Source organism: Chitinophaga sp. NPDC101104 (genome assembly GCF_050277495.1).
Taxonomy (GTDB): domain Bacteria; phylum Bacteroidota; class Bacteroidia; order Chitinophagales; family Chitinophagaceae; genus Chitinophaga.
In genome coordinates this window covers 3,958,101-3,983,815 of record NZ_JBNNSF010000001.1, presented here as the reverse complement: position 1 = coordinate 3,983,815, position 25,715 = coordinate 3,958,101, and the positions used below count along the sequence as shown (strand labels likewise).

The 25,715-nt window shown below is 57.9% G+C and carries 20 protein-coding genes; 10 read left to right on the top strand and 10 right to left on the bottom strand.

The features are described from left to right. Nucleotides 1–3 precede the first annotated feature (3 nt). The 7 genes from ACQKLP_RS16100 to ACQKLP_RS16070 are packed head-to-tail and all read left to right on the top strand — an operon-like array spanning nucleotide 4 to nucleotide 11,316. Nucleotides 4–1,488 carry a RagB/SusD family nutrient uptake outer membrane protein gene (locus ACQKLP_RS16100; protein ID WP_427323795.1) on the top strand — a complete coding sequence of 495 codons (1,485 nt, stop codon included), beginning with the start codon at nucleotides 4–6 and terminating at the stop codon, nucleotides 1,486–1,488. Nucleotides 1,489–1,499: 11 nt separating this feature from the next. Further along, the gene (locus tag ACQKLP_RS16095) at nucleotides 1,500–3,122 is read left to right on the top strand and encodes a carbohydrate-binding protein (RefSeq protein WP_427323794.1); all 1,623 of its coding nucleotides are present in this window, start codon (nucleotides 1,500–1,502) and stop codon (nucleotides 3,120–3,122) included. An 11-nt stretch (nucleotides 3,123–3,133) separates the two neighbouring features. Beyond that, nucleotides 3,134–4,195, top strand: coding sequence for a DUF5007 domain-containing protein (locus ACQKLP_RS16090; protein WP_427323793.1), 1,062 nt, complete (start codon nucleotides 3,134–3,136; stop codon nucleotides 4,193–4,195). Nucleotides 4,196–4,227: 32 nt separating this feature from the next. Next, nucleotides 4,228–7,461: a SusC/RagA family TonB-linked outer membrane protein gene (locus ACQKLP_RS16085; RefSeq protein WP_427323792.1), complete on the top strand. Its 3,234-nt coding sequence runs from the start codon at nucleotides 4,228–4,230 to the stop codon at nucleotides 7,459–7,461. An 18-nt stretch (nucleotides 7,462–7,479) separates the two neighbouring features. After that, on the top strand, nucleotides 7,480–8,976 hold the full coding sequence (locus ACQKLP_RS16080) for a RagB/SusD family nutrient uptake outer membrane protein (RefSeq protein WP_427323791.1): 1,497 nt from the start codon (nucleotides 7,480–7,482) through the stop codon (nucleotides 8,974–8,976). A gap of 20 nt (nucleotides 8,977–8,996) precedes the next feature. After that, nucleotides 8,997–9,698, top strand: coding sequence for a hypothetical protein (locus ACQKLP_RS16075; protein ID WP_341840034.1), 702 nt, complete (start codon nucleotides 8,997–8,999; stop codon nucleotides 9,696–9,698). Between the two features lie 7 nt (nucleotides 9,699–9,705). Further along, on the top strand, nucleotides 9,706–11,316 hold the full coding sequence (locus tag ACQKLP_RS16070) for an IPT/TIG domain-containing protein (RefSeq protein ID WP_427323790.1): 1,611 nt from the start codon (nucleotides 9,706–9,708) through the stop codon (nucleotides 11,314–11,316). Between the two features lie 47 nt (nucleotides 11,317–11,363). On the opposite strand, the gene ACQKLP_RS16065 is transcribed toward ACQKLP_RS16070, so the two are convergent. The 3 genes from ACQKLP_RS16065 to ACQKLP_RS16055 form a co-directional block, all read right to left on the bottom strand. Beyond that, nucleotides 11,364–12,626 carry a DEAD/DEAH box helicase gene (locus ACQKLP_RS16065; protein ID WP_427323788.1) on the bottom strand — a complete coding sequence of 421 codons (1,263 nt, stop codon included), beginning with the start codon at nucleotides 12,624–12,626 and terminating at the stop codon, nucleotides 11,364–11,366. Between the two features lie 222 nt (nucleotides 12,627–12,848). Next, on the bottom strand, nucleotides 12,849–13,256 hold the full coding sequence (locus tag ACQKLP_RS16060) for a hypothetical protein (RefSeq protein ID WP_427323786.1): 408 nt from the start codon (nucleotides 13,254–13,256) through the stop codon (nucleotides 12,849–12,851). A gap of 11 nt (nucleotides 13,257–13,267) precedes the next feature. After that, on the bottom strand, nucleotides 13,268–13,621 hold the full coding sequence (locus ACQKLP_RS16055) for a hypothetical protein (RefSeq protein ID WP_427323785.1): 354 nt from the start codon (nucleotides 13,619–13,621) through the stop codon (nucleotides 13,268–13,270). A gap of 174 nt (nucleotides 13,622–13,795) precedes the next feature. Here ACQKLP_RS16055 and ACQKLP_RS16050 point away from each other — a divergent pair, with 174 nt between their 5' ends. From ACQKLP_RS16050 to ACQKLP_RS16040, 3 genes are all read left to right on the top strand, one after another. Further along, nucleotides 13,796–14,458, top strand: a complete 663-nt coding sequence (locus ACQKLP_RS16050) for a hypothetical protein (RefSeq protein ID WP_427323784.1) — start codon at nucleotides 13,796–13,798, stop codon at nucleotides 14,456–14,458. A gap of 237 nt (nucleotides 14,459–14,695) precedes the next feature. Further along, nucleotides 14,696–17,032 (top strand): family 10 glycosylhydrolase, encoded by a 2,337-nt coding sequence (locus tag ACQKLP_RS16045; protein WP_427323783.1) that lies wholly within the window; start codon nucleotides 14,696–14,698, stop codon nucleotides 17,030–17,032. 90 nt (nucleotides 17,033–17,122) lie between these two features. Continuing rightward, a complete protein-coding gene (locus ACQKLP_RS16040) occupies nucleotides 17,123–18,403 on the top strand; it encodes a DUF5690 family protein (protein ID WP_427323782.1) in 1,281 nt (426 codons plus the stop codon). On the opposite strand, the gene ACQKLP_RS16035 is transcribed toward ACQKLP_RS16040, so the two are convergent. From ACQKLP_RS16035 to ACQKLP_RS16005, 7 genes are all read right to left on the bottom strand, one after another. Continuing rightward, nucleotides 18,380–18,742 carry a DUF1304 domain-containing protein gene (locus tag ACQKLP_RS16035; protein WP_427323781.1) on the bottom strand — a complete coding sequence of 121 codons (363 nt, stop codon included), beginning with the start codon at nucleotides 18,740–18,742 and terminating at the stop codon, nucleotides 18,380–18,382. The two genes, ACQKLP_RS16040 and ACQKLP_RS16035, sit on opposite strands and share 24 nt — an antisense overlap. 117 nt (nucleotides 18,743–18,859) lie before the next feature. Then, nucleotides 18,860–19,783: a glycerophosphodiester phosphodiesterase family protein gene (locus tag ACQKLP_RS16030; protein ID WP_427323780.1), complete on the bottom strand. Its 924-nt coding sequence runs from the start codon at nucleotides 19,781–19,783 to the stop codon at nucleotides 18,860–18,862. 4 nt (nucleotides 19,784–19,787) lie between these two features. Beyond that, nucleotides 19,788–20,384, bottom strand: coding sequence for a histidine phosphatase family protein (locus tag ACQKLP_RS16025; RefSeq protein WP_427323779.1), 597 nt, complete (start codon nucleotides 20,382–20,384; stop codon nucleotides 19,788–19,790). Then, nucleotides 20,377–21,792, bottom strand: a complete 1,416-nt coding sequence (locus ACQKLP_RS16020) for an FGGY-family carbohydrate kinase (RefSeq protein WP_427323778.1) — start codon at nucleotides 21,790–21,792, stop codon at nucleotides 20,377–20,379. Before ACQKLP_RS16020 ends, ACQKLP_RS16025 begins: the two co-directional genes overlap by 8 nt. Before the next feature lie 27 nt (nucleotides 21,793–21,819). Continuing rightward, complete coding sequence (locus ACQKLP_RS16015; protein WP_427323776.1) at nucleotides 21,820–23,265, bottom strand: FGGY-family carbohydrate kinase; 1,446 nt, start codon at nucleotides 23,263–23,265, stop codon at nucleotides 21,820–21,822. Next, nucleotides 23,258–24,265: a 2-hydroxyacid dehydrogenase gene (locus tag ACQKLP_RS16010; RefSeq protein ID WP_427323775.1), complete on the bottom strand. Its 1,008-nt coding sequence runs from the start codon at nucleotides 24,263–24,265 to the stop codon at nucleotides 23,258–23,260. Before ACQKLP_RS16010 ends, ACQKLP_RS16015 begins: the two co-directional genes overlap by 8 nt. A 1-nt stretch (nucleotide 24,266) precedes the next feature. After that, nucleotides 24,267–25,523, bottom strand: coding sequence for an MFS transporter (locus ACQKLP_RS16005; protein WP_427323774.1), 1,257 nt, complete (start codon nucleotides 25,521–25,523; stop codon nucleotides 24,267–24,269). Between the last annotated feature and the right edge of the window lie 192 nt (nucleotides 25,524–25,715).

The window sequence follows — 25,715 nt, the reverse complement described above, 5'->3', positions numbered from 1 at the left end:
CTCATGCGAAAAATATGGATAGGCGGACTCACCCTTCTGTTGGCCGCCGGCTGGTCGTCGTGCAAAGACATGCTCGACATCGAAAGTACCCGCGCCGTCACCCAGGAGAACATGTGGGCCACTAAAAACGACGCCTGGGCGGGCAGCTTCGCCTGCTACGGCCTGCTGCGCGCGGCACTCTGCAATGAAAATGCCTATTGGGCCCATGGCGAGATGCGGGCTGGGCAATTCACCGTTACGCAGCGCGGCGATCTCCAGGCCGTGCGCGACAACCGGCTCACCGCCAACTTTGCTACCATGGATACCTGGCGCGACTGGCGCAAGTTCTACGCCACCATCGCCCAATGCAATATCGCCATCGCCAAGCTGCCGCAGATCCCGGCGTTGGACGAGCGGTATTCCAAAACCGAAATGGAGCTGGACCTCGCACAGGTCCGCTACATCCGCGCGTTCACCTACTTCTACATGGTGCGCATCTGGGGAGACTTGCCGCTCATCACCGAGCCCGGCAGCGGCGATTTCACCACCGTTGCCCGGACCGACCAGAACGAGGTGCTGAACTTCGCGTACAACGAAGTGAACACGGCGATCAACAAGCTGCCCTGGCAGTTCGACGGCACCAATCCGGAGCAGCCCGGCAACTATCGCGGGCAGGGCATCAGCCACTGGCGCGGCATCCTGGCCACCAAGGGCGCGGGGCTTACGCTGCAGGCCCACATCCGCGCCTGGCAGAAAGATTACGAGGGTGCGCTGGACGCCATTGAGATCGTGCGGGGCAATGGTTCCAAAACCGGGTATGCCCGCGTTTCCGTTACCGACCTGACGAGCAACGGCGGTACGTTCCGCGGCCGCAGGAACGAAAATATCTTCCAGTTGGATATGAACTTCGACCACGCGGAAATTTCCACCACCGGCCAGCTCGAGAACTGGACGCTGCGCTACCCGGAAGTGTCGAAGAAGGAAGCGGATATTTTCGTGTCGAAAGACAGTATCCTCAACATCTTCCACCTCGCCAGCGATACGCGCATCGCCACGTTCTTCACCGATATGGGCGCCATGCAGCCGATGTTCTACAAGATCAAAATGCTGAACAACGCCGTGAAGAACCCCACGCTGCGGTTTTTCAACTCCGCCATTTCGGTTTTCCGGTACGAAGAACTGCTGCTGCTGCAGGCGGAATGCATGCTGCGGACGGGCGACTTCAGCGGGGCGCTGGGCCTGCTCAACGACCAGCGCGCCAACCGCAACCTGACACCGGTGCTGAACACGGTTTCGGAAGATGAACTGATGGAAGAGATCTTCCAGGAGCGCAGACGCGAACTGATCGGCGAAGGATGGCTGTGGTACGACCTCGTGACCTTCGGCAAGGTGCCCGAATATACCGGGCTGTCCCAAACCGACGTAGACAACGGGGCTATTTACTGGCCGATCTCCCGCGCCGCGCTCGGCCTCAATCCCAAACTCGTTCAAACCCATTACTGGAAGTAAAAACCGGCTATATGAAAAAGTTTTCCTTCAGTATCCCCGTTCTTATCGCCGGCCTCATGGCCGCCACCTTCTCCTGCGTGAAGAAGAACGAGGAATTCCGCGACATGCAGCCCATCCGGGAAGTTAAAATGTCGACCTACGATTTTCTCAAAAGCGCCAATAAAGGCGGATTGTACGATACGCTCATCTATCTGCTGGACAAGACCGGCCTCGCCGAAAAACTGAAATCCGGCAAGGTCACCTTCTTCGTTCCGCAGGATTTTTCCATCGCGGCAGCGATGTACGACATCAATTTCACCCGCGAAAAACGCGGTGATCCCGGTAACTGGACGGTAGACAGCGTTCGCCTCGGCATCTGGGACACGCTGCTGTCCCGCTACATGCTCGAAGGCCTGTACGACCTCGATACCCTGCGCTATGCGGACGGTATGAACCTCGTAACGCCCTATGGCTACGAAATGAACGGCAAGGCCATCATCACCACCGCTTCCGGCATCGAGAACGGCGGATCGATGGTGATCCAGTATTCCGACAAGAACGAAAGCCGCATCATGAAAAACTGGGTGATGACCACCACGGAAGCCGCCAATCTCAAAACCACTACCGGCGTGGTGCATATGCTGGAGCCCAAGCACATATTCGGGTTTTCCTCTTTCACCCGCATGGGCTACCCGCCCGTTCGCCGGCCGTATTTTTCCCAGCCCATGGGCATTCCCGGGCATATCGAACTGGGATATTACGACCATGGCGGGGAAGGACTGGCGTATCATGACAACGAGATCGCGGCGCGCGGGACGGCCAATTTCCGGAAAGATGAAGGCGTTGACCTCGATAACTGTACCGAAGGACTGTACAATACCGGTTACACCAACATCAACGAGTGGCTGAAATTCACCGTGAAGATCAACTGGACCGGAAAGTACCGCCTGTACGTGAAAGTAGCATCGCCCAACGACCATGGCCGGCTGCGCATCGAGGTGAACGACGTGAACGTTTCCGGCAGCCTGGCAGTGCCCAAATCGGGCGGTTACCAGACCTGGAGAACGCTGACCGTTCCCGGCGTGCAGTTGACGGAAGGCGTGGCCACTATTTACCACTTCCTGGAAACGGGCGGTTACAACGCAGGCCGTTTTGCATTCATCCCGGAGGAAAGGGTGCCCTACAACATGCAGCCCGCCAGCATTCCCGGCGAGATCTTCGCCACCGAGTTCGACTTCGGCCTGCCCGGTCAAACGTATTTCGATTCCGACGAAGGCAACAAATCGAACAGCAAGGCGGAATACCGCGTGTTCGAAGGGCCGGACTGCGAGAAGAACGCTTCCGTTCCCGGGACCTATTCCCTCAGCCACGGCGTGAAAGGGGAGTGGACTTCCTATACGGTAGACGTTAAGCAGGAAGGCGATTATAAAATTTCGTTCAACTACAGCAGCGGCGGTACCGCCGGAAAACTGCACCTGGAGATAGACAACGTGGCCATCACCGGCATCCTGAGCGTGCCTAACTCCGGCGGCTACGGTGTCTACAAGGATTTCGACGGGCCCGTGGTGCACCTTACCGCCGGCCAGCACATCCTCAAGTTCGTGGACGACAACGCCGGATTTAACCTGTATAAAATCAAATTCACCGCCCAATAAAAAGAGAACCCATGCAAAAGAAAAATTCCTGGGACCTGGGGCGCCTGTATGCCGCCGCGGCGCTCTTTGCCACGCTGCTGGGCGCCACCGGATGCTATAAAGACCTGCTCCCGGACGAACAGGACCACCTCAGCAACAACATGAACTATACGACCGAGAACTTCGTGGCCGTGCTCGGCAAAACGAACGTTTTCATCAACGTATTCAACGCAGACTATTCCACCCAGCCGCTCACCTTTACGCTCGAGAACATACGCACCGGCGATAAACAGCCCGCGCCCATTCTCCGCCAGCAGATCGATACCCGGCAGTGGAAAACCTGGTATAGCGGGTTCGAAAAGACGATAGACGAGATCATGTCCAAAACCTTCGTCACCAAGCGCCCCATTCTCGACATCCGCGAAAACTCCGGGGAGATCATCTTCTGGAACGTGGATTCCAACACCGTGGCTTACGGTAAGTATTTCTTCGATGTGCGGGTGAAGAACAAGGCCGGGGAACGCGTGTTCACCAACCTCACGCTCGACGTCCGCCGCCCGCACCCTTACGAGCCTTACACGATCGACGATATCACCGGCATCCAGAAACCGCTGGCCAGCGGCGGCCTCGTAAAAGCGCACGACGCCAGGAACGTTCGCGACTACATGCAGCGCCTGCTGCCGAAAGACAGCATCGACGTGTTTTTCGTGAAAACGGGCACGGCGAAGAACACTGTTTCCGTGCGGTTCTTCAATCCCGATTCCACCGTCATCCCCCTCACTGTTTTCGATATGCAGCGTTGGGACAGCCTGTACTATTACAGTCCGCAAGCCGCCACCCGCGTGAAGTTCGGCTTCAACCAGCGGTTCGATGCCGACAGTACGATCGTGACCTGGGACATTCCCAGTCCTTTCCCCGTGCTGACCGACGTTTCCGGCGGGCTGGATATGGCGCAGATCGGGTTCGATTTCAAGCGCGTGAATTTCGGCCGGCAGGAAGCGGGGTATGTGATGGTGCGATTCGCCATCCAGGAGCCCGGAGAATGGACGGTGGCCGTCAAATTCAGGCAGAAGCCAAAATTCGAGGACGACTGATATCGTAAAACCAATTCAAAAAAGAAACTGATATGCGAAATATATACCCGAAAGTGGTGGCGCTCTGCATGATCGTACTGCTTTTTGCCGGCGTAACGGCCCGGGCGCAGCAGCGGATCACGGTGAAGGGAAGAGTGACGGACGCGCAATCGCACGCCGGCATTCCCGGCGTCAGCATCGTAGACGCCGAGCTGAAGAAAGGCATCGCCGTAACCGATCCCAACGGTAACTACTCCGTTACCATAGAAATGAACAAAACCTTGCTGTTCCGGTTCATCGGATACGAAGACAAGGCCATCAAAGTCACCAAAGCCGAGCTGAACCTGCAAATGGCGCCGGCGGAGAAATTCCTGAAAGAATCCGTGATCGTGGGGTACCAGAAGCGGACCAAGGAAACGGTGACCGGTGCCGTTTCTATGGTCAGCCATAAAGACATCCAGGACGTGCCCGTTACCAACCTGGAACAATTGCTCCAGGGCAAGGTAGCCGGTATGAACATCCAGAACATCAGCGGCGCCCCCGGCTTCGGCGGCACCATCAACATCCGCGGCATCTCGCAGCTGAACGTGACCGGAAGCGGCGACGAAGCCTTCCTGTCCAGCTCCAACCCCCTGCTCGTGATCGACAACGTGCCGGTGGAGTACGACGGCGGTATCGACCAGTCGATGTTACAGCCCGGCGCCGCAACCGGCCCGCTTTCGCTGCTGCCGCCGGAAGACATCGAGTCTATCGAGATCTTTAAAGACGCGCAGGCCGCATCGCTTTACGGTTCCCGCGGTGCCAACGGGGTGATCGTGATCACCACGCGCCGCGGCAATTCCCCGGTTCCCATCATCAACTTCAACAACTCCGTGTTCATGAACACGCCGCCGCAGCTGCGCCCGGTTTGGGGCGGACAGCTGGAGCGCGACTTCCGGACGTATACCATCCTGAACTACAGCGAGTACGACTTCCTGGCCAAGCTCCAGTTCGCAAACGCGCAGTTCATTACCGACAGCTTGAACGGATTCTACAATAACAGTACCGACTGGCAGGGGCTCTTCTATCAGAAAACCTTCAACTCCAACCACAACCTGCAGATCAGCGGCGGTAACGCGAAGATGAACTACAAGGCGAACATGGGGTACCAGATGTACCAGGGCGTTATCAAGAACACCGGCTTCAACCGCTATACGGCCAACCTGCAGCTGAACCTGCAGCCCAACGAGCGTTTGCGCATCAGCGGCCAGCTGTTTGCCGCCCTCGGCCAGAAACAGCGCGGCAACGGCGGCGGCCTCACCGGCAACGGTGCCGGCAGCGCCTTCTCCAGCTCCCTGCTGCCCGGGCCCTCGCACTTCCTGGACTTCCCGGAACTGCGGGCCTACATCGAAAACGTGGACGACAACAACACCATGAACATCCGCTCGTACCTGAGCGTGGACTACGAGCTGCTCAAAGGCCTCCGGCTTACTTCGGCTACCTCGTACGACTATACGACCGACACGCGCGACCGCTTCAACCAGGCGTTCAGCAACAACAACCAGACCATGGTGTACGGCTACATTTCCCGCCGCGGAGAGCTGAACACGCGTAATGGCCTGGCGTACAACTTCACTACCAATCCCGCCAACAGCGAAAAGGCGCACAACCTCCTGGTGACCGCCTTCACCGAGGCCAACATCAAGGAGCTGGAAACGCACGTCCGCGACCTGCGCAACGGCCCGAGCGATTACTATTGGGGCCCCCGCGGCTACAGCCCCCGTTTCTACCCGGGCAACCCCTGGAACAACGCGGATGGCTGGAACACCAACGGCACCCTCAACAGCGCCACTTACCACGCACTGTCTTTCGCCGGAGTGATCTCCTATAACTTCCGTACGAAATACAACGTCGATTTCTCGTACCGGGCAGACGGCAACTCCGCTTCCGGCACCAAGAGCCGCTACGCCATCAACCCCTCGGTGGGCGTGCGTTACAACTTTACCAAAGAGCCGGTTTTCAAGGAGATGAACTTCATCGACTACGGTTCCGTTCGCGGTTCTTACGGGATTAACAGCCGTCCGGCCTCCACGCGCGTGAACTCGCTCGGCTATTACGCCATCTATTCCGATTACAACAACATGCCGGCCATCGGGCCCGACTGGGGCAAAATGCCGAACCCATTCCTGCAGTCCGAAAAGGCGTACCAGTACAATTTCGGGTTCGAGATGAGCCTGTTCAAAGGGCGCGTTTCGGTGACGTATGATACCTATTTCAAGGAGTCTTACAATATCCTGCAAGACCAGCGGCTGTCGGACATCACCGGTTACAACGATATCCAGGTGAACGGCGGCGCGATCGTGAACTACGGGCATGAATTCGTGCTGGGCCTCCGGCCGTTCGTGTCCAGCAAAGCAGGCGGTTTCCAATGGAACCTCAACTTCAACGGCGCCATCGCGCGGAGCGTGCTCACCCAGCTGCCCGCAGGGCTCCAGATGGCGAGGTTCGACGACGGTGGTCCGTTCTACATCGACCTGGCGCGCAAAGTGGGCCGTAATCCCTTCAGCAACTACATCTACCAGACGGAAGGTATTTACCAGAACAACACCGACGTACCGGTAGACCCCATCCGTGGCGTTCGCTACAAAACCGGCCGTGGAAACGGTGTTACGTACTTCCAGGCCGGCGATCCCCGGTGGAAAGACGTCAACGGCGATTATTTCCTCGACGACCGCGACGACAACGTGCTCTCCGGCAATCCCGAGCCGATGGTGACCGGCGGTATCAGTTCTACCTGGAGCTATAAAAACTTTTCGCTCAACGTGTTCGCTTCCTACCTGTTGAAACGCACGATCCTGAACACGGCGATGACCTCGCGCCTCATGAAGCTGACGCAGCCTGCCAATACGGAGTATACCGGCCCTGGCGGCGGTTCCGTCAACATCTACGACCTCGACCTGATCGATTACTGGCAGAAGTCGGGCGACATGTCCAAATACCCCAACATTTACTATGTGTGGAGGAACGGGCAGATCCAGCCTTTCCGCGCCGACCAGACGCTTTGGGAAGAAGACGGTTCGTATTTCAAGCTGAACCAGGTGACGCTGGCGTACACCTTCCGCGATTTCAACTTCATGAAACGCCTGAAGCTGCGCTCGCTGCGTGCTTATGCCACGGCGTTCAACGTCGCCATCTTCTCGCCCTATTCCGGCCCGAACCCGGAAAACGTGAGCCAGCTGGGCCGCGACAATATCAATGGCTATCCCTCCGCACGTACTTACACCGCGGGTTTCACAGCCGAGTTTTAACGTAGAAAAAGCAAGACAATGAAAAAGTGGTTAACTATAGGGTGTGTGGCAGGATTGATGGCGGGGGCCGGATTGAGCTCCTGCAAAAATTTCCTGGACGTAAAGCCCAACGACAGTTTCACAGGGGCCGACTACTGGCGGAACGCGACGGATGCGCAGATGGGCGTGAATGCGGCGTATTCGCTGCTGAGAGACCAGTTCACCCGCTGCATCCAGTATAATTACGGAGATTTCAGGCCGGGGAATTACGACTTCTGGAATAAGACCAATTTCCGCGCCATCGCCCAGAACGATCTGCGCAGCCCGCTCATCGGGTCCACCGACGGTGCGCAGGCACCGCGCGAAGGCTGGGACGTCTGGTACAAATCCATCGCCGCGGCCAACCTCGCCGTGGCCCGCATCAGCGCGATGGACGGTACGCAGATCTCCGAGTCCGAAAAGGCGCAGCTGGTAGGGGAAGCCCGGTTCGTCCGCGCCTACGACTACTATTGCCTCATACAAAGCTACGGCAGCGTGCCTTTCCAGTTTTCGCCTTACGACATCGAGATGAAACCGAAAATGGACCATGTGAAGATCCTCGATTCCTGCATCATCGATCTGCGCAAGGCGGCCGATGCGCTGCCCGTTTCCTACAACGATCCTACCTACCGCGCCGTTCGCGCCACCAAAGGCGCCGCGCTTACCCTCATGGCCCATATGTACATGTGGCAGGCAGGGTTCGACAAGGGGAGGGCCACCGAGCTGAACCGCAATGCGGCAGCGGTTTGTAAGGAAGTGATGGACCTCAACATCTACAAGCTCCTGCCATACGAGGAAGAGCTCTTTCATACCATTTTCAAAGGCCGTTCCGAAGAAGGGATCTGGGAAATTTCCATGGACGTGAACTACGGCAACGTAACCGGCAACTTCATCTCGCAATGGGTGCTGCATCAGCCGGTCATCGCTTCTTCGTCGACCCTCTACGGCGGCCTCGGCAGCGAAATCACCGTGAAGCGCGAGTATATGGACATCCTGTACCCGCCCGGCGAATCCGACAAGCGGTTCGACCTCTGGTTCGAAGACCCGTACAATTCCGTGAACCCCCAGTCGCAGATGTTCCTGAAGTTCTCCAGCGTGTCCGACCCCGTGGCACGCCGGTACGACGCCAACATGATCATCTTCCGGTACTCCGGGCTCCTGCTGCTCCGCGCTGAAGCACTGGCCAATATCGGGCAGGACGGCGATGCGCGCGAACTGCTGAACGAAATCCGCCGCCGCGCGCAGGCTTCCGAAGTGATCGGCCTGGAAGGGCCGGCGCTGAAAGACGCCATTTTCCTGGAAAGGACCCGCGAGCTCTGGGGCGAAGGCCACCGCTGGTACGACCTCGTGCGCACCGGCCGCGTGACCGATTTTTCGCAGTGCGAGAACGCCCTCACGCAAGACCAGTATGAGCGCGGCGCCTGGACGTGGCCCATCCCCATCTCCGCCATGCGCAGAAATCCCAAGATCACGCAAACAGCCTTCTGGGCCCAATAACCTACCCAAACCAGATGATTATGAAAAAAACGATCACCTGCATGTTGCTCCTGGTAGCCGGCTGCATGCTGTTCACCTCCTGCAAGAAGGAGTACTATAAAGACGGTGGCCTCGCCAACCCGATATACGACGGTACCATTTACGATTACCTGACAGAAAAAACGCTGTATTTCGACAGCGTTAAACATATCATCGACCTGGCCGGCATGAAAGACATGTTCGTCAAAGACACGATCACTTTCTTCGCCTTTACCGACGATGCGATCAAAGCCGCGATGGACGATCTCAACGCCCAGCGCTTCGCCAACCAGGAAGATTCCGTGACCCTCGACGATATCGGGCCCGAAGTCTGGAAACAGTTCATCAGCATGTACATCCTCACCGGAAAGCGGCTCGCAAGCGCATTCCCGCGCGTGCAGCGCGACAATATCCGCGCTTTCCCCGGCATCAACTACATCATGCTGAACGGGTACATCCTCAACATCGGCCTGGAATACACGAACTATCGCGGTGTGGAAGCCGTGGGCGCCAGGATCATCCAGCTCACCGATGTGACGTTCGACCCGGTGGATTTCCGGAAGAACAGCTACATCCGCGTAGCGTCTTCCGACATCCAGCCGCGCAACGGCGTGATACATGCATTGAGTTATCTGCATACGCTCGGTTTCCGCGGCGCGGAATTCAGGCGGGTGGCGCTCGATTATTTAAGGACCAAAGAATAACGCAAACATGAAAATCTGCATACACAAACAGCTGCTCGCCCTGGCGATGATCGCGCTGCTGGCGGCTTGTACGAAGGAAACGGTAAACAGCAGCGGGAAGAGCCCTTATGGCGATCCCATCCTGCCTTCCATCACCTTCGCGGAAAATTCCGTGAACCCGGCGAAAGGTTTCGTGAACGATGAAGTGCTCGTTCGCGGCACGGGTTTCCTCAAGAACAAAGACAAACTCGAAGTGCTCTTCAACGGCGAAAAAGCGGAAATCCTCGAGACCACGGATTCCGCCGTCCGCGTACGCATCCCCGCCATGGCCAGTACCGGCGCCATCAACGTGAAAGTGGGCGATGAATTCTATTTCGGGCCTTTCTTCCAGGTGTTCGGCGGATTGGTGGTAGATACCACTTTCGCCACGAAAGGCGGCGCCAGTGCGCTCATTACCGCTATTTTCCCGGGAAATGACAACAAATACATCATCGCCGGACGATTCAATAACTACGACAACGTCAACAAGCCCGGCGGCGTGAACCGCATGGCGCGCCTCCTCAACGACGGTACGCTCGACAATGCCTGGGAATACGGCTGGCAAACCGGTCCGCAGGGCGATGTCTACTCCGGCGTTTACCTGCCCGACGAACAGAAGTTCCTCGTAGCGGGGAGCTTTAACCGGTACGCACGTACGCAGAACGTGTTCAGTATTGCACGGCTGGGTTTCGGGGGGATGATAGATTCCACCATCATCGAACTGCCGTCGCAGAACACGGCCATCGCTTCTTCGCTGGCAGGCGGCGTGCGGGGCGTGGTGAACAACCTGCACCTGCTGCCCGACGGGAAAATGCTCCTGGTAGGCGATTTCAGGTATTATGTACGGCCCAACTTCAACCTGGTGGCTGCTTCCGGCGTGGATTCCATGCACCTGGACTCCACGTTCGTACAGCATATCATCAAACTGCATCCCAACGGCGAACTGGATTCTTCCTGGAACTACGATCTTGCACAGCATCGCGGGCTGCCCACGGTGAACGGGCGTATCTATAAATCGCACCTGCTGCCCGACGGGAAGGTCCTCATCGCGGGGAACTTCACGACCTACAAGGGCCAGCCGGCGCCGCGCATCGCGCGGATCAATGCCGACGGTACGCTGGACAACTCTTTCAACCCCGGTTCCGGTGCGGATCTGCTCATCTATGACCTGTTCGTGCAGCAAGACGGGAAGATCATTGTGGCGGGGGGCTTTACCCGGTTCAACGGCACGGGCGCCAACCGCGTGGTGCGGCTCACGGCCGATGGCGCGGTAGATCCCACGTTCAGTGTCGGCGCCGGGCCGGATGGCACCAAAATCGACCAGATCGGCGTGCTGCCCAACGGCGTGATCATCCTCACGGGTACGTTCCGGAAGTTCAACAACCTCCAGCGCAACAACTTCATCGTGCTCAATGCCGACGGGTCTATCCATCCCACCTACAACGCCATCGGCGGCCTGCGCTATGCAACGGCGTCAGATGATGGTACGGTGATGGATATCATGAATGTGAAAGGGGAGAATTCGGTGATTTTGGTGGGCAACTTCGATGTGTTCGACAACCGGATGGCCAACCGGATCGTGAAGCTGAAATTCCAGTAGGGTTTTCGAAAAAGGACGATAAAGAAAAAAGCCATAAGACTTTTGTCTTATGGCTTTTTCTGTTGTTTGGGCCGGTTATTTCTTCGTTTGTTGCCGCTGCTGCCGTTTCCACCGCCGCCGCCGTTATTTCCGCTGCGGGGCTTTCCTTTCCCGCCGCCGCGATGGCCGCCGCCACGGTTACCTCCTCCGCCGCCACCCGGCCTGCGGGTTTTGGGGGAATATTCCGGTACGGGGCCCAGTTCCGGGGGAACGGTGGCCTTGGCTACGGGCGCGCCCAGCAACTCTTCGATTCGGGAGAAGCGGCCCTGTTCTTTCGGGCTGATGAACGTGTAGGCGGTGCCGTCTGTTGCGGCACGCGCGGTACGGCCGATGCGGTGGATGTAATCCTCGCCGTCGTTCGGCACGTCGTAGTTGATCACCAGGTCAATGTCTTCGATATCGATCCCGCGGCTGAGGATGTCTGTAGCCACGAGGATGTTCGACTTGCCGTTCTTGAAATTCAGGAGGGCCTGCTCGCGCTTGTCTTGCTCCAGGTCGGAGTGGATTTCTTCCACGGCGTACCTGGCGCGGTTGAGCACGGCAGTGAGCGTTTTCACGTTCTGCTTGCGGGAGCAGAATACGATCACGCTTTCCTTCTTGCGGCTGTCGAGGATATGTTTGACCAGGGGCACTTTCTGCTCATCGAACACCACGAACGCTTCCTGTTTGATGCGCTCCGGCGGTTTGGAGATGGCGATGTTCACCTGGATCGGGTCCTGGAGGATCTTGAGCGCCAGTTTGCGCATTTTGTCCGGCATGGTGGCGGAAAAGAGCAGCGTCTGGCGGTCTTTCGGAAGAAAAGAGATGATCTTCTCGATATCGTCGTGGAAACCCATGTCGAGCATGCGGTCTGCCTCGTCGAGGATGAGATATTTCAGTCCCTTCAGTTTTACATACCCCATGTTGAGGTGGGCGATCATGCGGCCGGGCGTGCAGATAACGATATCCGCACCGTGGGAAAGCGCCTTCTTCTCGATGGCGAACGATGCGCCGTCGCCCCCGCCATACACGGCAATGGAGCTGATGTTCGTGAAATAAGACATCCCTTCGAGCGCCTGGGCGATCTGGACGGCCAGTTCCCGGGTGGGAACGATGATCATGGAATTGATCTGGTGGTCGTCTTTCGTATGAGTGAGGATATTCTGAATGGTGGGGAGCAGGAAGGCTGCCGTTTTGCCGGTGCCGGTCTGTGCGGAGGCGATCAGGTCCCGGCCGGATAAAATGACGGGGATAACTTGTTCCTGTACCGGTGTAGCGGTTTTATATCCCATCGCATCTATACCATCCAACAGATCATCGTCAAAATCAAATTCGTGAAAATACAATGTATATATGCTTTTTTAAATATAGGTAATATGTAAAGATAAGGATTTATCCGGCACTGCGGGCACGATTCATCATTAAATCGGCCATAATCATGCATTTGCCCGGAAACAAATGCCGGAAGCCGCGCTGGGCGGACTTCCGGCTGGGTAAAGGGATGAATGGGCCGGTCAGGGTGCGGGCGGCGTCTGGCGCAAGCCGGCCAGGACCTGCGCGTTATGTGCGCGCTGTTTGCTGATCCGGCGCCCGCGGAAAAAGAGGTACAGGTTGAAAAAGAGCATGATGCCGAGATAGATGCAGAAGCCGCCCAGCTTGGTGCTCAGCACTTCCAGCATGGTCTGCCGGTCGGGCACCTCGCTGGCGATGGTCATGATGTAGAACGCGCAGCCGAGGTTGAGCAGGTAGAACCCCGTTTCGAATAATTTGTTGGTGGCCAGGGCGATGTCCGTTTTCCCGTTGAAGATGTCGAGCATGAACACGCGGCTGTTGCGGAAGAGCGTGTGCGCTACGAACCAGGTCAGGAAAATAACGGCGGGCAGGTATACGAGATAGGCGAGGAAGTGAAATGTGGTGGTCATGGTGAGTGGATTTAGGAATGAGGTATCGTTGTATGTTGCTTGCTGAAATAATAGATCGCGGCCATGTTGCCATAATGGACGAGCGCCAGGGTGAGCACGATGCGCCCGGTCATGACCATAACGCTGGCCAGCAGGCCCGTCCAGTTTTCCACGCGTTCCCAGGTGCTGATCATCAGCGCGGCGTACCCGAGGTTGAGGAGGTAGTACCCGGTGAGGAGGAGGCGGTTGATGGCGTCTGTCAACGTCGCATTGCCGTGAAGAAGGTGCAGGATGAAGGCGCGGCCGTTGCGGAAAAATATCCATCCTACTTTGAAAGTAATGAGGCCGGTAATGCAGCCGTAAACGAGGTATGCCATCGTATTCATATTGGCTTGCTTTTGATAGGTCAAAGGTATAAGTAAGTATTGAACTTTCAAAACATATTGAAAGAAAAATATTTTATCGGTGGATGGAAATCCGTTTTCCGTAGGTTTTGCTCCGTTTCGCGTAGGTGCCGGAACGGGGGAGTGGAATATCTTTGCGGCGACAAAAACAAGATCATGAAAAAGTTAACCCTGCTATTCCTTACCATCGTTCCGCTCATCCTGCTGGCAACCGCTGCAGGCAAGCGTTCTGGCCGGACGAAGCAGCCCCCGGCCCCGCAAGCCCCCATCGCTCAACCGGCTTCCCGGCCATTACATATAGAAGGCCAGGCCTTCCGCCTGCCTGCCGGCGTTTCCCTCGAACAGGGCTCCATGAAAGGGCACAACACCCTGGAATGCTCCTGCGAAAGCGCCCGCTCCGTTCAGCGCTACGGCGACGGCTGCATCGTGCGGCTGCGCTTCCGCCTCCGCAACCACACCGCAGCGCCCGTGAAGGTCGTGCTCCCGGCGGGCCTCGTGTTCCGCCACCGGGCAGACCGCGCCAATGATGCGCTCCTGGCGCGCCCCGTCACCCTCGTGCTGCCCGCCGGCGCCGCACCCTGGCTGCACCTCGACCTGTTCGGTCTCAACGAATCCATCGTGCAGCCCGGCCCCGTGGGGCCCTACCGCTTCGGGCCGGTGGCAGCCAATTACGACCTGCAGGCACTGCTGATGACGCTGGAAGATAAATCCCTGGCAGATGTGCATAGCCTCGCCATCGCCCAGCAAGCCATCTGGGAGGTAACCAGCGGTCATACGCTGGAAGCCTCGCTGGCAAAAAAGATCGCAGCATTGCCTTAACGACGGGAGTTACAAATGGCCATATCCAACGTGCGGCCCGTGGCGGGATTTCATCGCTCGGCTGCTATGGTGCCGCCTGAAAAACCGGAGAAACAGAGCACGATGGCTGCAGGTTACATACCGCAGTGGCCGCCCCTCGAAAGGGCGGCCTTTTATTTTGGGACGGCATAACGGTTTGAGATCGTCAATCGCTCTTATAGGAAGAAAACCGCTTTTCGTCAACCAAAACACCCCTGTATGCCTGGAATTTTACGCACCCTGCTGCTTTGCAGCCTTTTCCCGGCCGTAACCCTGGCGCAGTCGCCCCCGAAACGTGAACTTCGCGGCGCCTGGGTAGCCACTTATCTGAACATCGATTGGCCGAACAAGACACAAACGCCCGCCCAGCAAAGGGCCGCCTTCATCGCCATCGCCGACCATCACCGCGCCACCGGCCTCAACGCCCTTTACGTACAGGTGCGCAGCCAGTGCGACGCGCTGTACCCCAGCGACCTGGAGCCCTGGTCTGCCGACGTCACCGGCACGCAGGGCGTACCGCCCTCTACGCCCTGGGACCCGATGGCCTTCGCCATCGAGGAATGCCACAAACGCGGCATGGAATTCCACGCCTGGATCAATCCCTACCGCGCCGTCGGCAATTCCAACAACCTCCCGGGCTTCGCCAATTCCCACGTTGCCAAAACGCACCCGGAATGGCTCCTCAGCCAGGGCACGCTCCGCGTCCTCGATCCCGGCCTGCCGGCCGTGCGCGACCACATCTCCGCCGTGATCTCGGATATCCTCCGCCGTTATGATGTGGACGGCATCCATTTCGACGATTACTTCTATCCCCCCAACGCACCCGCCGGCACGGCGCCCTACAACGATTCCGCCACGTTCGCGGATTATCCGCGCGGGTTCACCGTGAAAAACGACTGGCGCAGGGATAACGTCAACCTGCTCATCCAGCGGGTGTACGACAGCGTCAAGACCATCAAGCCCTGGGTGAAATTTGGCGTGAGCCCGTCCGGCATCTACCGCAACAGCACCAATCCCGACATCGGTTCGCCGACTTCCGGGCTGGAGCATTACACCACGCTGTACGCCGACACGAAACGCTGGCTGCAGGAAGGTTGGGTAGATTACATCATGCCGCAGGTGTATTGGTGGATCGGGCAGCCCGGCGCCAATTACGGTGTGATCGTGCCCTGGTGGAACAACCAGGCCAACGGCCGCCACATCTATATCGGCATCGCCGGGTATAAAATGGGAGATGCCGCCGCAGGTGCGGGATGGACGGATTCCACCCAGATCCCGCGCCAGATCCGCATGAACCGCAGCCATGCCAACGTATATGGCCAGTCGGTATACAACACCACAAGCATGCGGGTGAACACCAGGAAAGGCTTCCGCGATTCGCTGCGCCTGTTCATGTATGCGAAGCCCGCGCTGTTGCCGGCCATGAAATGGCGGGACAGTATCGCTCCGGCCGCACCATTCGGTTTATATGCCGAACAGGCGGGAGAAGATGTACGCCTCATCTGGTGGCACAACGGCGATCCGCAAGACCAGTTGAACAGGGCCCGCCAGTTTGCCGTGTACCGCTCCACCACGCCCGCGATCGATACCAGCGACATTGGCCAGCTCCTGGCCGTAACACCCATGGATTCCATCGCATATACCGATACTTCCGCACTGCCCGGCGTCACGTATTATTATGCCGTGACGGCGCTGGACCGCTATCATAACGAAAGTCCGCGCTCCGCGCTGGCGGCCAACCTGGCGCCCACGCTCCAGGGCCCGGGGAACCAGTGGCTGACCGGTGACCCGGATTGCGGCGCTTCGCTCCCGGATTACCGCGATTCTGCAACGGTAGAACCGGCCGAAGGCGTGACCATCACCCAATATCCCGTTCCGGGCAGCCGCGTACGGCACGATGATTTCGTGCACCTCATCGCCACGAACGCCGGCGGCAAATCGGATACGGCTTCATTCGCCATCTGGATGAAAGACACGCTCGCGCCGGTTATTTCCGACATCACACCGTCGCCGGCGCTGCTCAATACGCCGAACAACAAGATGGTGACGGTTTCGCTGGATTATTCGGTGACGGATTGCAGTCCGGTCCAGCGCACCGTGACGGTTACCAGCAACGAGCCCGACAACGGCAGTCCGGACATCGAGATCGTGAACGACAATACCGTGAAGCTCCGCGCCCAAAGGAATCCGCTAGGTAACGGACGCGTATATACGATAACAGTGACGGTTACGGATACGGCCGGCAGATCGGGCGTACAAACCACGCATGTGCTCGTGCCGGGTAACAAGCCCTGGACGCATGGCGACGGGCTGGCGGCCACGGTGCTGCCCAATCCCACGATCCACCAGTTCGTGCTCATGCTGATCAGTAAAAACCAGCAGCCGGTCAACGTCCGCGTTTACAACAACGGGGGCCAGCTGGTGGAAGCAAGGCAGGGCCTGGCACCGAACAGTTCCGTAACGCTGGGCGGTAATTACCAGCCGGGCGTTTATTACATCGAAATTATCCAGGTGAACGTGCGCCAGGTCATGAAAGTGATCAAGCTGGGGCATTAGAAATGGCAAATACATCCGGATCTTTAAACGACAGGGCTGCCAGCTGGCGGCCCTGTTTTCATTTCCGGTAATTCAGCGTATATTCCGTACATGCAATTTTCCCGCCGCGAGCTGGGTGTGGCGGCCTTTGCGGCCGTTACCGCCTTTTGCGCCTACACTGCCATTTTCAGTTTCCGGAAAGCCTTTAACGTTGGGGCTTTCGGGGGGTATACGCTTTGGGGGATGGATTACAAGACGGTGCTGGTCGTATCGCAGGTGTTCGGGTATATGCTCAGCAAATTTTACGGTATCCGTTTCATTGCCGCGATGCAGCGAAAAAACCGGCATTGGCTCATCCTGGGTTTGACGGGCGTTGCCTGGCTGGCCTGGGCGCTTTTTGCCGTGGTGCCGCCGCCGCATAACTGGTGGTGCCTGTTCCTCAACGGCTTCCCGCTGGGAATGCTGTGGGGCGTCGTGTTTTCGTATATCGAAGGGCGGCGTACCACAGACATGATCAGCGCGGCATTGGCCGTGAGCTTCATTTTCGCTTCAGGCCTGGCGAAGAGCGTGGCGCAGTGGGTGATGGAAGGATGGGGCGTGAGTGAATACGGGATGCCTTTCGTGGTGGGATGTGTGTTCATGCCGGTATTGATCGTGTTCGTGCTGCTGCTGGAAAAAATCCCGCCGCCCGGGCCTGCCGACAGGGAACAGCGGATGGAAAGGCTGCCGATGTCTGCGGCGGAACGGCGCGGGCTGCTGCGGCGCTTCTGGCCGGGGATCGCGCTGCTGGTGGTGATCTACATCCTCGTGACGGTCCTGCGCGAAGTGCGCGACAGCTTCATGGCCGACATGTGGCGCGCGTCTGGAGAGCCTTTTCAGCCGGGCGTTTTCGCGGGAACGGAAAGCCTGATCTCGCTCATTATTTTGTTATTGATCGCCGCCATGAGCTGGCTGGACCATAATTTCAGGGCGTTCATCGTAACGCAGTGGATCATGCTGGCGGGATTCGCGGTAACGCTTTGCGGGGCCATGCTGTTCTCCGCCGGCCACCTGGGCATGTACGCCTGGATGCTAATGGCGGGCCTGGGGCTGTACATGGTGTATATTCCGTTCAACAGCCTGTTGTTCGATCGTTTCATCGCCGCGTTCCGGTTTACGGGGAACGTGGGTTTCCTCATTTACATCGCCGACGCTTTCGGCTACCTGGGCAGCGTAGGCGTAATGCTGGCCAAATCCGTTTTCCAGCTGCAGCTGAACTGGCTGGAATTTTATACCGGTCTGGTGAAGATCGCCGGCGTAACGGGCCTTGCAGGCACCGTAGCGGCGATGTACTGGTTCCGGCGAAAGTACCGGAAAAGCGCGCCCCTATTACAGCAACCAGATCAGCAGTAGGGTGACCAGCGCAGGAAGCGCCTGCACGAAAAAAATACGCCGGGTTGCCGTTGCGGCCCCATAGATTCCCGCCACCGCCACGCAAGTCAGGAAAAATACCGCCACATGTTGCTGCCAGGCCGGGTCTCCAATACAGAGGCTCCAGATGAGCCCCGCCGCCAGGAAGCCGTTGTACAAGCCCTGGTTGGCGGCCAGCGCCTTCGTAGGCTCGAACATTTCTTTGGGTATCTGCCGGAACACTTTCGGGGCGCGCGTGGTCCACGCGAACATTTCCAGCCAGAGGATATACAGGTGCTCGATGGCGATGAGCGTAATGAGGACGAGGATAACGATTGCCATGGGGATGCTTTTCCTTCAATTTACCCAATTTATCACCGCATTGTTCAATTCCCTTCCATAAAAAAGCCGGTCCTGGCAAAAAGGACCGGCCGTGATGCACGTTACTGGTAATACTCGCTATTTCGTAATGGAGAAGAATTTCTTTTTCGGGCTTTGGGCCGGAATGAGGGGCAGGATGGCTGCTCCGGCTTCCAGCGAACGGTCTGCCTCGATGAGGCTGGCGCCGTCTTTAATGATGGCCTGGTACGCTTTGGTGCGTTCCGCGGCATCGGGAAGTTTGTCGTACGTAGGCGCTGTGGAAATCATGCACATGACCCCGCGTTTGTTCAGGTTTTCGTAGAGCGGCTTCAGTTCCGGCTTGTTATCCGGGCCAACATAGGCCATGATGTGCGTCCAGGGGATGTTTTCCTGTTCGTATTCTTCTAGCGCCTTTTGGGTTTTCACAAAGGCTTCGAAGACGATTTCCGGGTTGCGGCTGTGGTACCATTTCGCTTCTTTCGCGGTGTGGACGGTCACCATGACATGGCCTTCGGCTTTGTTTCTGCGAATAATGTCGGCCGTCATTTCGAACGGCACGTCTTTTTTATCGAGGATGAGGACGGTTTTGCCGCGCGCCCATTTGATGGCTTCTTCCAGTGTGGGGATCTGGAAATCGGTCAGGTTGCCGTCCACATCCTTCAGGCGCATTTTCTTCAGCTCCGCGAGCGTATAATCGCCCACTTTGCCGGTACCGTTGGTGGTGCGGTTAAGGGTGGCGTCGTGCATGAGCACGATGGCGCTGTCTTTGGTGAGCCTCGGATCGATCTCGAACGTGGCGGGCGTATGGCGGAGGGTGTTTTCGAACGCCTCGATGCTGTTTTCCGGGAAACCTTTGTTGACGCCGCCGCGATGGCCGGAGATGAAGGGGATATCGTTGCCGGTGAACCGGAAGAAGGAGCGGAGTTCTTTTGCGTTCCTGATTTTCAACACATGCAGGCCCGATTGGGCGAAGCCGGTGATGGTGCAGCAAAGCAATGCGCTGCCGATGAGGATTCGTTTCATGGGATCAGAATTTGGCATTAAGGTGTTGTAATGTGAAGCCGCCACCGGCGTCGAGCGTGAACATGGTGACGGAAGCGTTTTCCTGGACGAGCATGCGGTAATTGCGCAGGGGCATGCCCAGTTTATAAGCGAGGAACAGGCGGTTGACGCCGTTGTGGGCGGCCACGAGGATGTTGCCTGATGGGTGTTTGCGGTGGACGTCGCTGAAGAAGGCATCTACCCGCTCCACGATCTCCCGGCCGCTCTCTCCCGATCCGCCGGCACGGTGGGTGTAGGGGTCTTCCATCCAGCGGTGCCAGTGTTCCGGCGCTTCTGCGATGAATTCCTCTTTGGTTTTGTGTTCCCATCCCCCGAAATCCGCCTCAATCAACCGTTCGTCTTTTTTGACATAAGCCCCGGAAGCGATGTTCGCCGTCATGAAGGCGCGCTCCAACGGTGAGGAATACACGCCGTCGAATTCGATGCCTTTCAGCTGTTCCCGAACGGCTTCCGCCTGCTGGATGCCTTTGGCGGTGAGCGGAATGTCTGTCCGGCCGCAATACCGGTTGTTGTCTGCGTTCCAGGCTGTTTGTCCGTGCCGGAGCAAATAAACGTTAAGCATATCCTTTTTCTTTCAGTTTTTCCCTGAACGACCGGTACCCTTCGGCGTAGGCGCCTTGCAGGCCGGGTTCGGGCAACATGGTTTTGTCGATGTGTGCCATGGCTGCCGCGGCTTCGCTGATGCTGCCATAGTACGTTTGTGAAGCAGCGAGGATGGCGGCTCCCGCGGCACCGCTCACTTCCTGCATTTTATGCACGGGCACTCCCAGCACGCAGGCCCTGATGCGCAGCCACAGATTACTGTTGCTGGCGCCGCCGGCGGTGTACACGGCTTTCACCGGCTCGCCGGACAGCTGTTCGATGAGTTCGTACGCCATTTTTTCGATGTAGGCGACGCCTTCCATCCCGGCTGCGAATTTTTCCGCGCCTTCCAGTCCGGGCGTTTCGAAAGCCTTTGCCTGCGGCGCTATGAAAGGGAATCGCTCGCCCGGTTGTTCCAGCGGCCAATACAATTTTCCGGTGGGCACCATGGCGGCGGCGGCTTCGTTGAGCGCGGCCAGGTTGCCGGGGAAATGTTTCGATATCCAGTCGGCTCCCGTGTTGCTGGCGCCTCCCGGCATCCAGAAACCTTGCGGATGGCGGTGGTTATACAAACGGCCGAGCGGGTCGTATACCGGTTTTTCCGTCACGCCTTTCACGACGAGCGTGGTGCCGATCGTGGTGTTCCAGGCGCCGGGCGTTACCGCGCCCGAAGCGATCTGCGAGGCGCATCCGTCTGTCATGCCCGCCGTTACCAGCACGTTTGCGGGCATACGGGCGATGTTGGCGGTTACGGTGCCGATGGGCGTTCCGGACTGGATTACCTCCTGCAGCCATTCCCGGCGGATGGGCAAATGCCCCCAAATATATTCCGGCCAGCGTTCGTTTGCTACGTCGTAACCGGATTTTAACACATTGGTAAAATCGGTGACGTTGAAATTGCCGGTGAGTTTGCCGGTGATGAAATCGGCGGCGTGGATGAATTTGGAGGTCCGGCGCGCCTTTTCGGGGAACTGTTCGGCGAACCAGACCATTTTCGGTAATCCGCTGGTGGTATTGAACGCCGTGTATCCCTGCGGGTGATATTTTTGGGCGAGCGCCTTGCAGCGCTGCCCGGTTTCGGCCTGCCGCCCGTCGCTGTACATAATGGCCGGGTGAAGCGGGGTGCCGGCTTCGTCCACGGGGATCACGGTGCCGGAAGTGCTGGTGACGCCGATAGCGCGCAACGATGCGGCTTCCGGCCGTTGGAGGATTTGTGCGAGCAGCCGTTCGCAGGCTTCCCACCATTGTTCGGGCGATTGTTCCTCCCGCGATGCGGCGCTCAGTGCGAAGGGCTCGCTGAATGATGCCAGCACCCGGCCATGCGCGTCGGTGAGGATGGCCCTGGCGCCCTGGGTGCCCACGTCCAGTCCGATAAAAGTATGTTCCATGAATAATTTGCTATTGTGCCGCGGCGGTCAGTTCATGTTCCTGAAATAATCCCGCGTCTTTTCCCATTCCGCATAGATGCCGGCGTAGTGCGCCTCGTCTTGCGGGGCCACCGTTTCGATGGTATCGTCCATCCGCCCGTCGATCCCCAGTGCTTCGTTGCAGACGAGCGCGCCGCCCACGGCAGACGATTGCTGGAAGCCCCTGCGCATCTGCACTTTTTTACCGGTGAGGTTGGCGATGAGCTGGCGGAGGGTCAGGCTTTGCAGGCCGCCTCCGCATCCCCAGATGTAATCGGGATGATGGCCCGCCACTTCGGCGAGTATTTTGTAGTTTTTGACGATGGAACAGGCGATGTCTACCATCGTGGCCCAGACGAAGCTGCCGCGGGTGAGCAGGTGCGAAACGGGCGCGGGGAAGATGAAACCGCCGCGGGTGAGCGACACTTCCTCGTCTGCCAGCAGCGAACCGAGGCTCGCCATGCAGAAGGTGTGCCGGTTGTCGGCGAGCTCTTTTTCGATAACGTCGTAGCCTTCGTTGGGATAGAAGATTTCTTTCAGGCGTTGATAGTTCAGCCCGGTTACGCCGGCGTTGGCTTCGAAGACGAAGCGCCCCGGCACGATGTCCCGGCTCGTCCAGGTCCGTTCTTCGGCATCGAGGGTATAGCCGCCCGTGAGCTTCACGATGGGCGTGGTAGTGCCCGACACGATGACCATATCGTCTACCGCCGGCCGCGTGCTCTTGATGGCCAGCTGGGTGTCTCCGCCGCCGGTCACTACGATCGCCGAAGGCGCGATGTTCAGTTCCTTCGCCACGTCCTTTTTTACTTCGCCCAAAACGCCCGCAGATGCCCGCAATTCCGGCAGGAGCGAAGGGCTTAGCCCGAAAATGCTGCAAAGTTCCTTGCTCCATTCTTTCCGCTCCACGTCGAACAGCAGCGTTTCCGAAGCCTGGGAATGTTCGTATTTGGCGATGCCGGAGAACTGGTATTCCACCCAGTCGGAAATACTGAGGAACGATGCCGTTTGCGACCATATTTCGGGTTTCCTTTCGCGGATGCCCACCAGTTTGAGCGCGGAAAACAGCGAAGTGGGATAGCGGCCGGTCAGTTGATAGACGCGGCTTTTATCGGAAATGAGGTGTTCCCATTCGCGGCCACGGTGGTCGATATTGGGAAGGCCGGTGAGCGATTTGCCGGCTGCGTCGAGCAAAACAATGCCTTCGCGCTGGCTGGTGGCTGTGATAGCGCGGATTTCGGCCTGGGGCGCCGCTGCGAGCGATTGTTTCGCCAGGCGGAGGATCTGTTCCCAGAGCGCGCCGGGGTCGAATTGCAGGGCGTCCGGGTACAGCGGGTCCTTTTCGTACCGGATGTCTTCGCGGGAAACGCCGAGCACTTCGCCGCCGGGCGTTGCGATGGCCACGCGCACGTTGCCGGTGCCGATGTCAGCTATGATGTATGCGGGTTGTTTATCCATTGACGGGAGTTGGCAGTATTTGGCGGTTCGCCAGTTCTCGTACTTGGCGGTTTCCGTTGGCGAACCATTGTGTTAGTGCATTGTTCATGATGGCGACGTGGTGGTCTTCCACCTCGAAAGTTGCGCCGGCGATGTGCGGCGTGGCGATCACGTGCGGCTGGTCGATGATCCGGTAATCCGTTGCGTCGGGCGGTTCGTGGTCGAACACGTCCAGCACCGCACCGCGGATCGCGCGGGTTTCGAGGGCGGCGAGCAGGTCTTCCCGTTTCACCACTGCAGCACGGGCCGTGTTCACAAAAATGGCGTCTTTTTTCATCAATGTCAACAGCCGGCCGTCGATCATGTTTTTCGTTTCCTCCGTAACGGGCAGGTGGATGGACACGATATCGCTGGTAGCGAACAGTTCTTCGATCGTACATTTCACGTAAGCCGGGTCGTGTTCCGTAACATACGGATCATAAAACCGGATGTTGCAGGGGTAATGGCGGACCATGCCGGCGATCAGCTGCCCGATGGCGCCGAACCCTACCATCCCCACTGTTCTCCCGGCAAGCTCGTTGCCTTTGAAATGGAGATAGGAATCATGTGCCCCGGCTTGCCAGTTGCGGCCTTTCAGCCAGTCGATGCCCGGGAGGGTATTGCGCAGCAGCATGATGACGTTGGAGATGAACATTTCGGCCACGGCCTGTGCGTTGCGCGCGGGCGTGAAGAACACGGGGATGCCGTGCGCCGTTGCGGTGGCTACGGCCACATTGCTGGGCGTGCCGCGGCAAACGCCGATGAATTGAAGGTGCGGGAAGGATTCGATCACTTTGGCGGTGACGCCGTCGTGTTCCGTGATGAGCGCGTCTGCTTTGGTTTCCGCCAGCATCGAGATCAGTTCCGCTTCGTTCCAGGCGCGGCCGTTGGGTTTCCACGACCGGTACACGGTTTCGCCGAAAAGTTGTGCTATCGCCTGGATGCCTTGCTGATGGTAAGGAGCTGTAATTAAAATGCGCATTTTATATCGGTTGTATGGTTGCTTCGGGTTGCGTTTGATGGAGGGTTTTGGCGTTGTTGGGAAGGGTGATGAACCGCGTGATGATGGCACTGATCACATATAGTACTGCCAGTATCCATATAACGCCCTCTTCGCCGGCGGTACCGATGAACAGCCCTACGATGGCCGGCCCCACAAATACCGGGAGCCCTGCGCCCAGGTTGAGTATCGCCATGGCGGCGCCTTTGTCTTTTTTCACGAGCGAAGGAACGAGGGCGGTAAGCGGTACGTACCCCGCCAGCAGCGCGCCCCAGATGATGCCGGCCGTCATCACGGCCCAGTAGCTGCCTTCCCAGATCTGCGGTGCGTAATAAAACAGGAGTGTGCTGAGCGCGCAGCCGACGCCGCCGAACCACATGATGGTGTTTCTCCAGCCGAAATGATCGCCGACGAAACCGAAAATGAGGTTGAAAATGATATTGGCCGTGAAAATGGTGCCCCAGATCGTCAGCCACTCCGTTGTATCGAAGCCGTGCCGCGCCATGTACATGGGGAGGAACACGGGGAACGCGAATTGCGCGGTGGTGTTGATGATGCGGACAATGCCGCCCAGCAGGACTTTCGGTTCTTCGCGGACGATCGTCAATCCTTTCACCAGTTCCTCCATTTTCGACCCGCCGGCAGATTGCCTTGCCGGTTTGCTGCGGTTCAGCAGCAGGGCGAGCACGGCGCCGAGGAGCGCCCAGAACAGGGAAGTCCATAAAGTGTTGAGATGCCCGAACCTGGTGATGGCCCAGCTGGAATAGTAAGCCCCGAGCACGTTGAGCCCGCCGGTGAATACGAACCAGAACCAGCCCACGGCGCGGCCGAGCTGATGCTGTGGACTGCTGTACGCGATCCACACGAGGAAGGAGTACGCGAACAGCGGGTACCCGAACCCGCGAAGGGCGTAGGTGAGGAGCATTACCGGAACATTGAGCTGCGGCATGCCGAAGCCGACGAAGCCCACGGTGCCGAGGCAATAGAGGAGCAAGCCGAGCGCCATGGTGCGGCGGACGCCGTAACCCTCTGCCAGTACGCCGGAAAACCAGGCGGAGATGGCGATGGTGATGCCGTAAACGGTGAATAAAGTGGCGGATTGCTGAACGGTCATGCCGTGGTCTACAAGGTAAGGGCTCAGCCATCCCTGTTCGATGCCATCGCCCATCATGAAGATCATCACGCCGAGATAACCCCAGATGAGTTGGGAGGGAATGCCTGCTTTTTCTACAATACGCATGGTATCAGTTGTTTCGTGGAATAAAATGGAACCGGATTGAAAGTTCCTAAAAGTAAAAATTAAACTTAATTAAACAAAATTAAATTAAAATTAAGTGTTGGCGGGAATTCCTTTTCTCCTTGCAAATCAATGGTTAACATGAAAATAATAACGGCAGTTAGGGAAATCGTCCTAAAGAATGTACATTTGATG

Coding starts and splice junctions, on each gene's coding strand:
- ACQKLP_RS16055 (WP_427323785.1), bottom strand. CDS start 13,621: ATGAATACGATGGCATACCTCGTTTACGGCTGCATTACCGGCCTCATT.
- ACQKLP_RS16030 (WP_427323780.1), bottom strand. CDS start 19,783: ATGAAACGAATCCTCATCGGCAGCGCATTGCTTTGCTGCACCATCACC.
- ACQKLP_RS16100 (WP_427323795.1), top strand. CDS start 4: ATGCGAAAAATATGGATAGGCGGACTCACCCTTCTGTTGGCCGCCGGC.
- ACQKLP_RS16010 (WP_427323775.1), bottom strand. CDS start 24,265: ATGCGCATTTTAATTACAGCTCCTTACCATCAGCAAGGCATCCAGGCG.
- ACQKLP_RS16015 (WP_427323776.1), bottom strand. CDS start 23,265: ATGGATAAACAACCCGCATACATCATAGCTGACATCGGCACCGGCAAC.
- ACQKLP_RS16035 (WP_427323781.1), bottom strand. CDS start 18,742: ATGGCAATCGTTATCCTCGTCCTCATTACGCTCATCGCCATCGAGCAC.
- ACQKLP_RS16090 (WP_427323793.1), top strand. CDS start 3,134: ATGCAAAAGAAAAATTCCTGGGACCTGGGGCGCCTGTATGCCGCCGCG.
- ACQKLP_RS16050 (WP_427323784.1), top strand. CDS start 13,796: ATGAAAAAGTTAACCCTGCTATTCCTTACCATCGTTCCGCTCATCCTG.
- ACQKLP_RS16045 (WP_427323783.1), top strand. CDS start 14,696: ATGCCTGGAATTTTACGCACCCTGCTGCTTTGCAGCCTTTTCCCGGCC.
- ACQKLP_RS16040 (WP_427323782.1), top strand. CDS start 17,123: ATGCAATTTTCCCGCCGCGAGCTGGGTGTGGCGGCCTTTGCGGCCGTT.
- ACQKLP_RS16095 (WP_427323794.1), top strand. CDS start 1,500: ATGAAAAAGTTTTCCTTCAGTATCCCCGTTCTTATCGCCGGCCTCATG.
- ACQKLP_RS16065 (WP_427323788.1), bottom strand. CDS start 12,626: ATGGGATATAAAACCGCTACACCGGTACAGGAACAAGTTATCCCCGTC.
- ACQKLP_RS16005 (WP_427323774.1), bottom strand. CDS start 25,523: ATGCGTATTGTAGAAAAAGCAGGCATTCCCTCCCAACTCATCTGGGGT.
- ACQKLP_RS16025 (WP_427323779.1), bottom strand. CDS start 20,384: ATGCTTAACGTTTATTTGCTCCGGCACGGACAAACAGCCTGGAACGCA.
- ACQKLP_RS16020 (WP_427323778.1), bottom strand. CDS start 21,792: ATGGAACATACTTTTATCGGACTGGACGTGGGCACCCAGGGCGCCAGG.
- ACQKLP_RS16080 (WP_427323791.1), top strand. CDS start 7,480: ATGAAAAAGTGGTTAACTATAGGGTGTGTGGCAGGATTGATGGCGGGG.
- ACQKLP_RS16085 (WP_427323792.1), top strand. CDS start 4,228: ATGCGAAATATATACCCGAAAGTGGTGGCGCTCTGCATGATCGTACTG.
- ACQKLP_RS16060 (WP_427323786.1), bottom strand. CDS start 13,256: ATGACCACCACATTTCACTTCCTCGCCTATCTCGTATACCTGCCCGCC.
- ACQKLP_RS16075 (WP_341840034.1), top strand. CDS start 8,997: ATGAAAAAAACGATCACCTGCATGTTGCTCCTGGTAGCCGGCTGCATG.
- ACQKLP_RS16070 (WP_427323790.1), top strand. CDS start 9,706: ATGAAAATCTGCATACACAAACAGCTGCTCGCCCTGGCGATGATCGCG.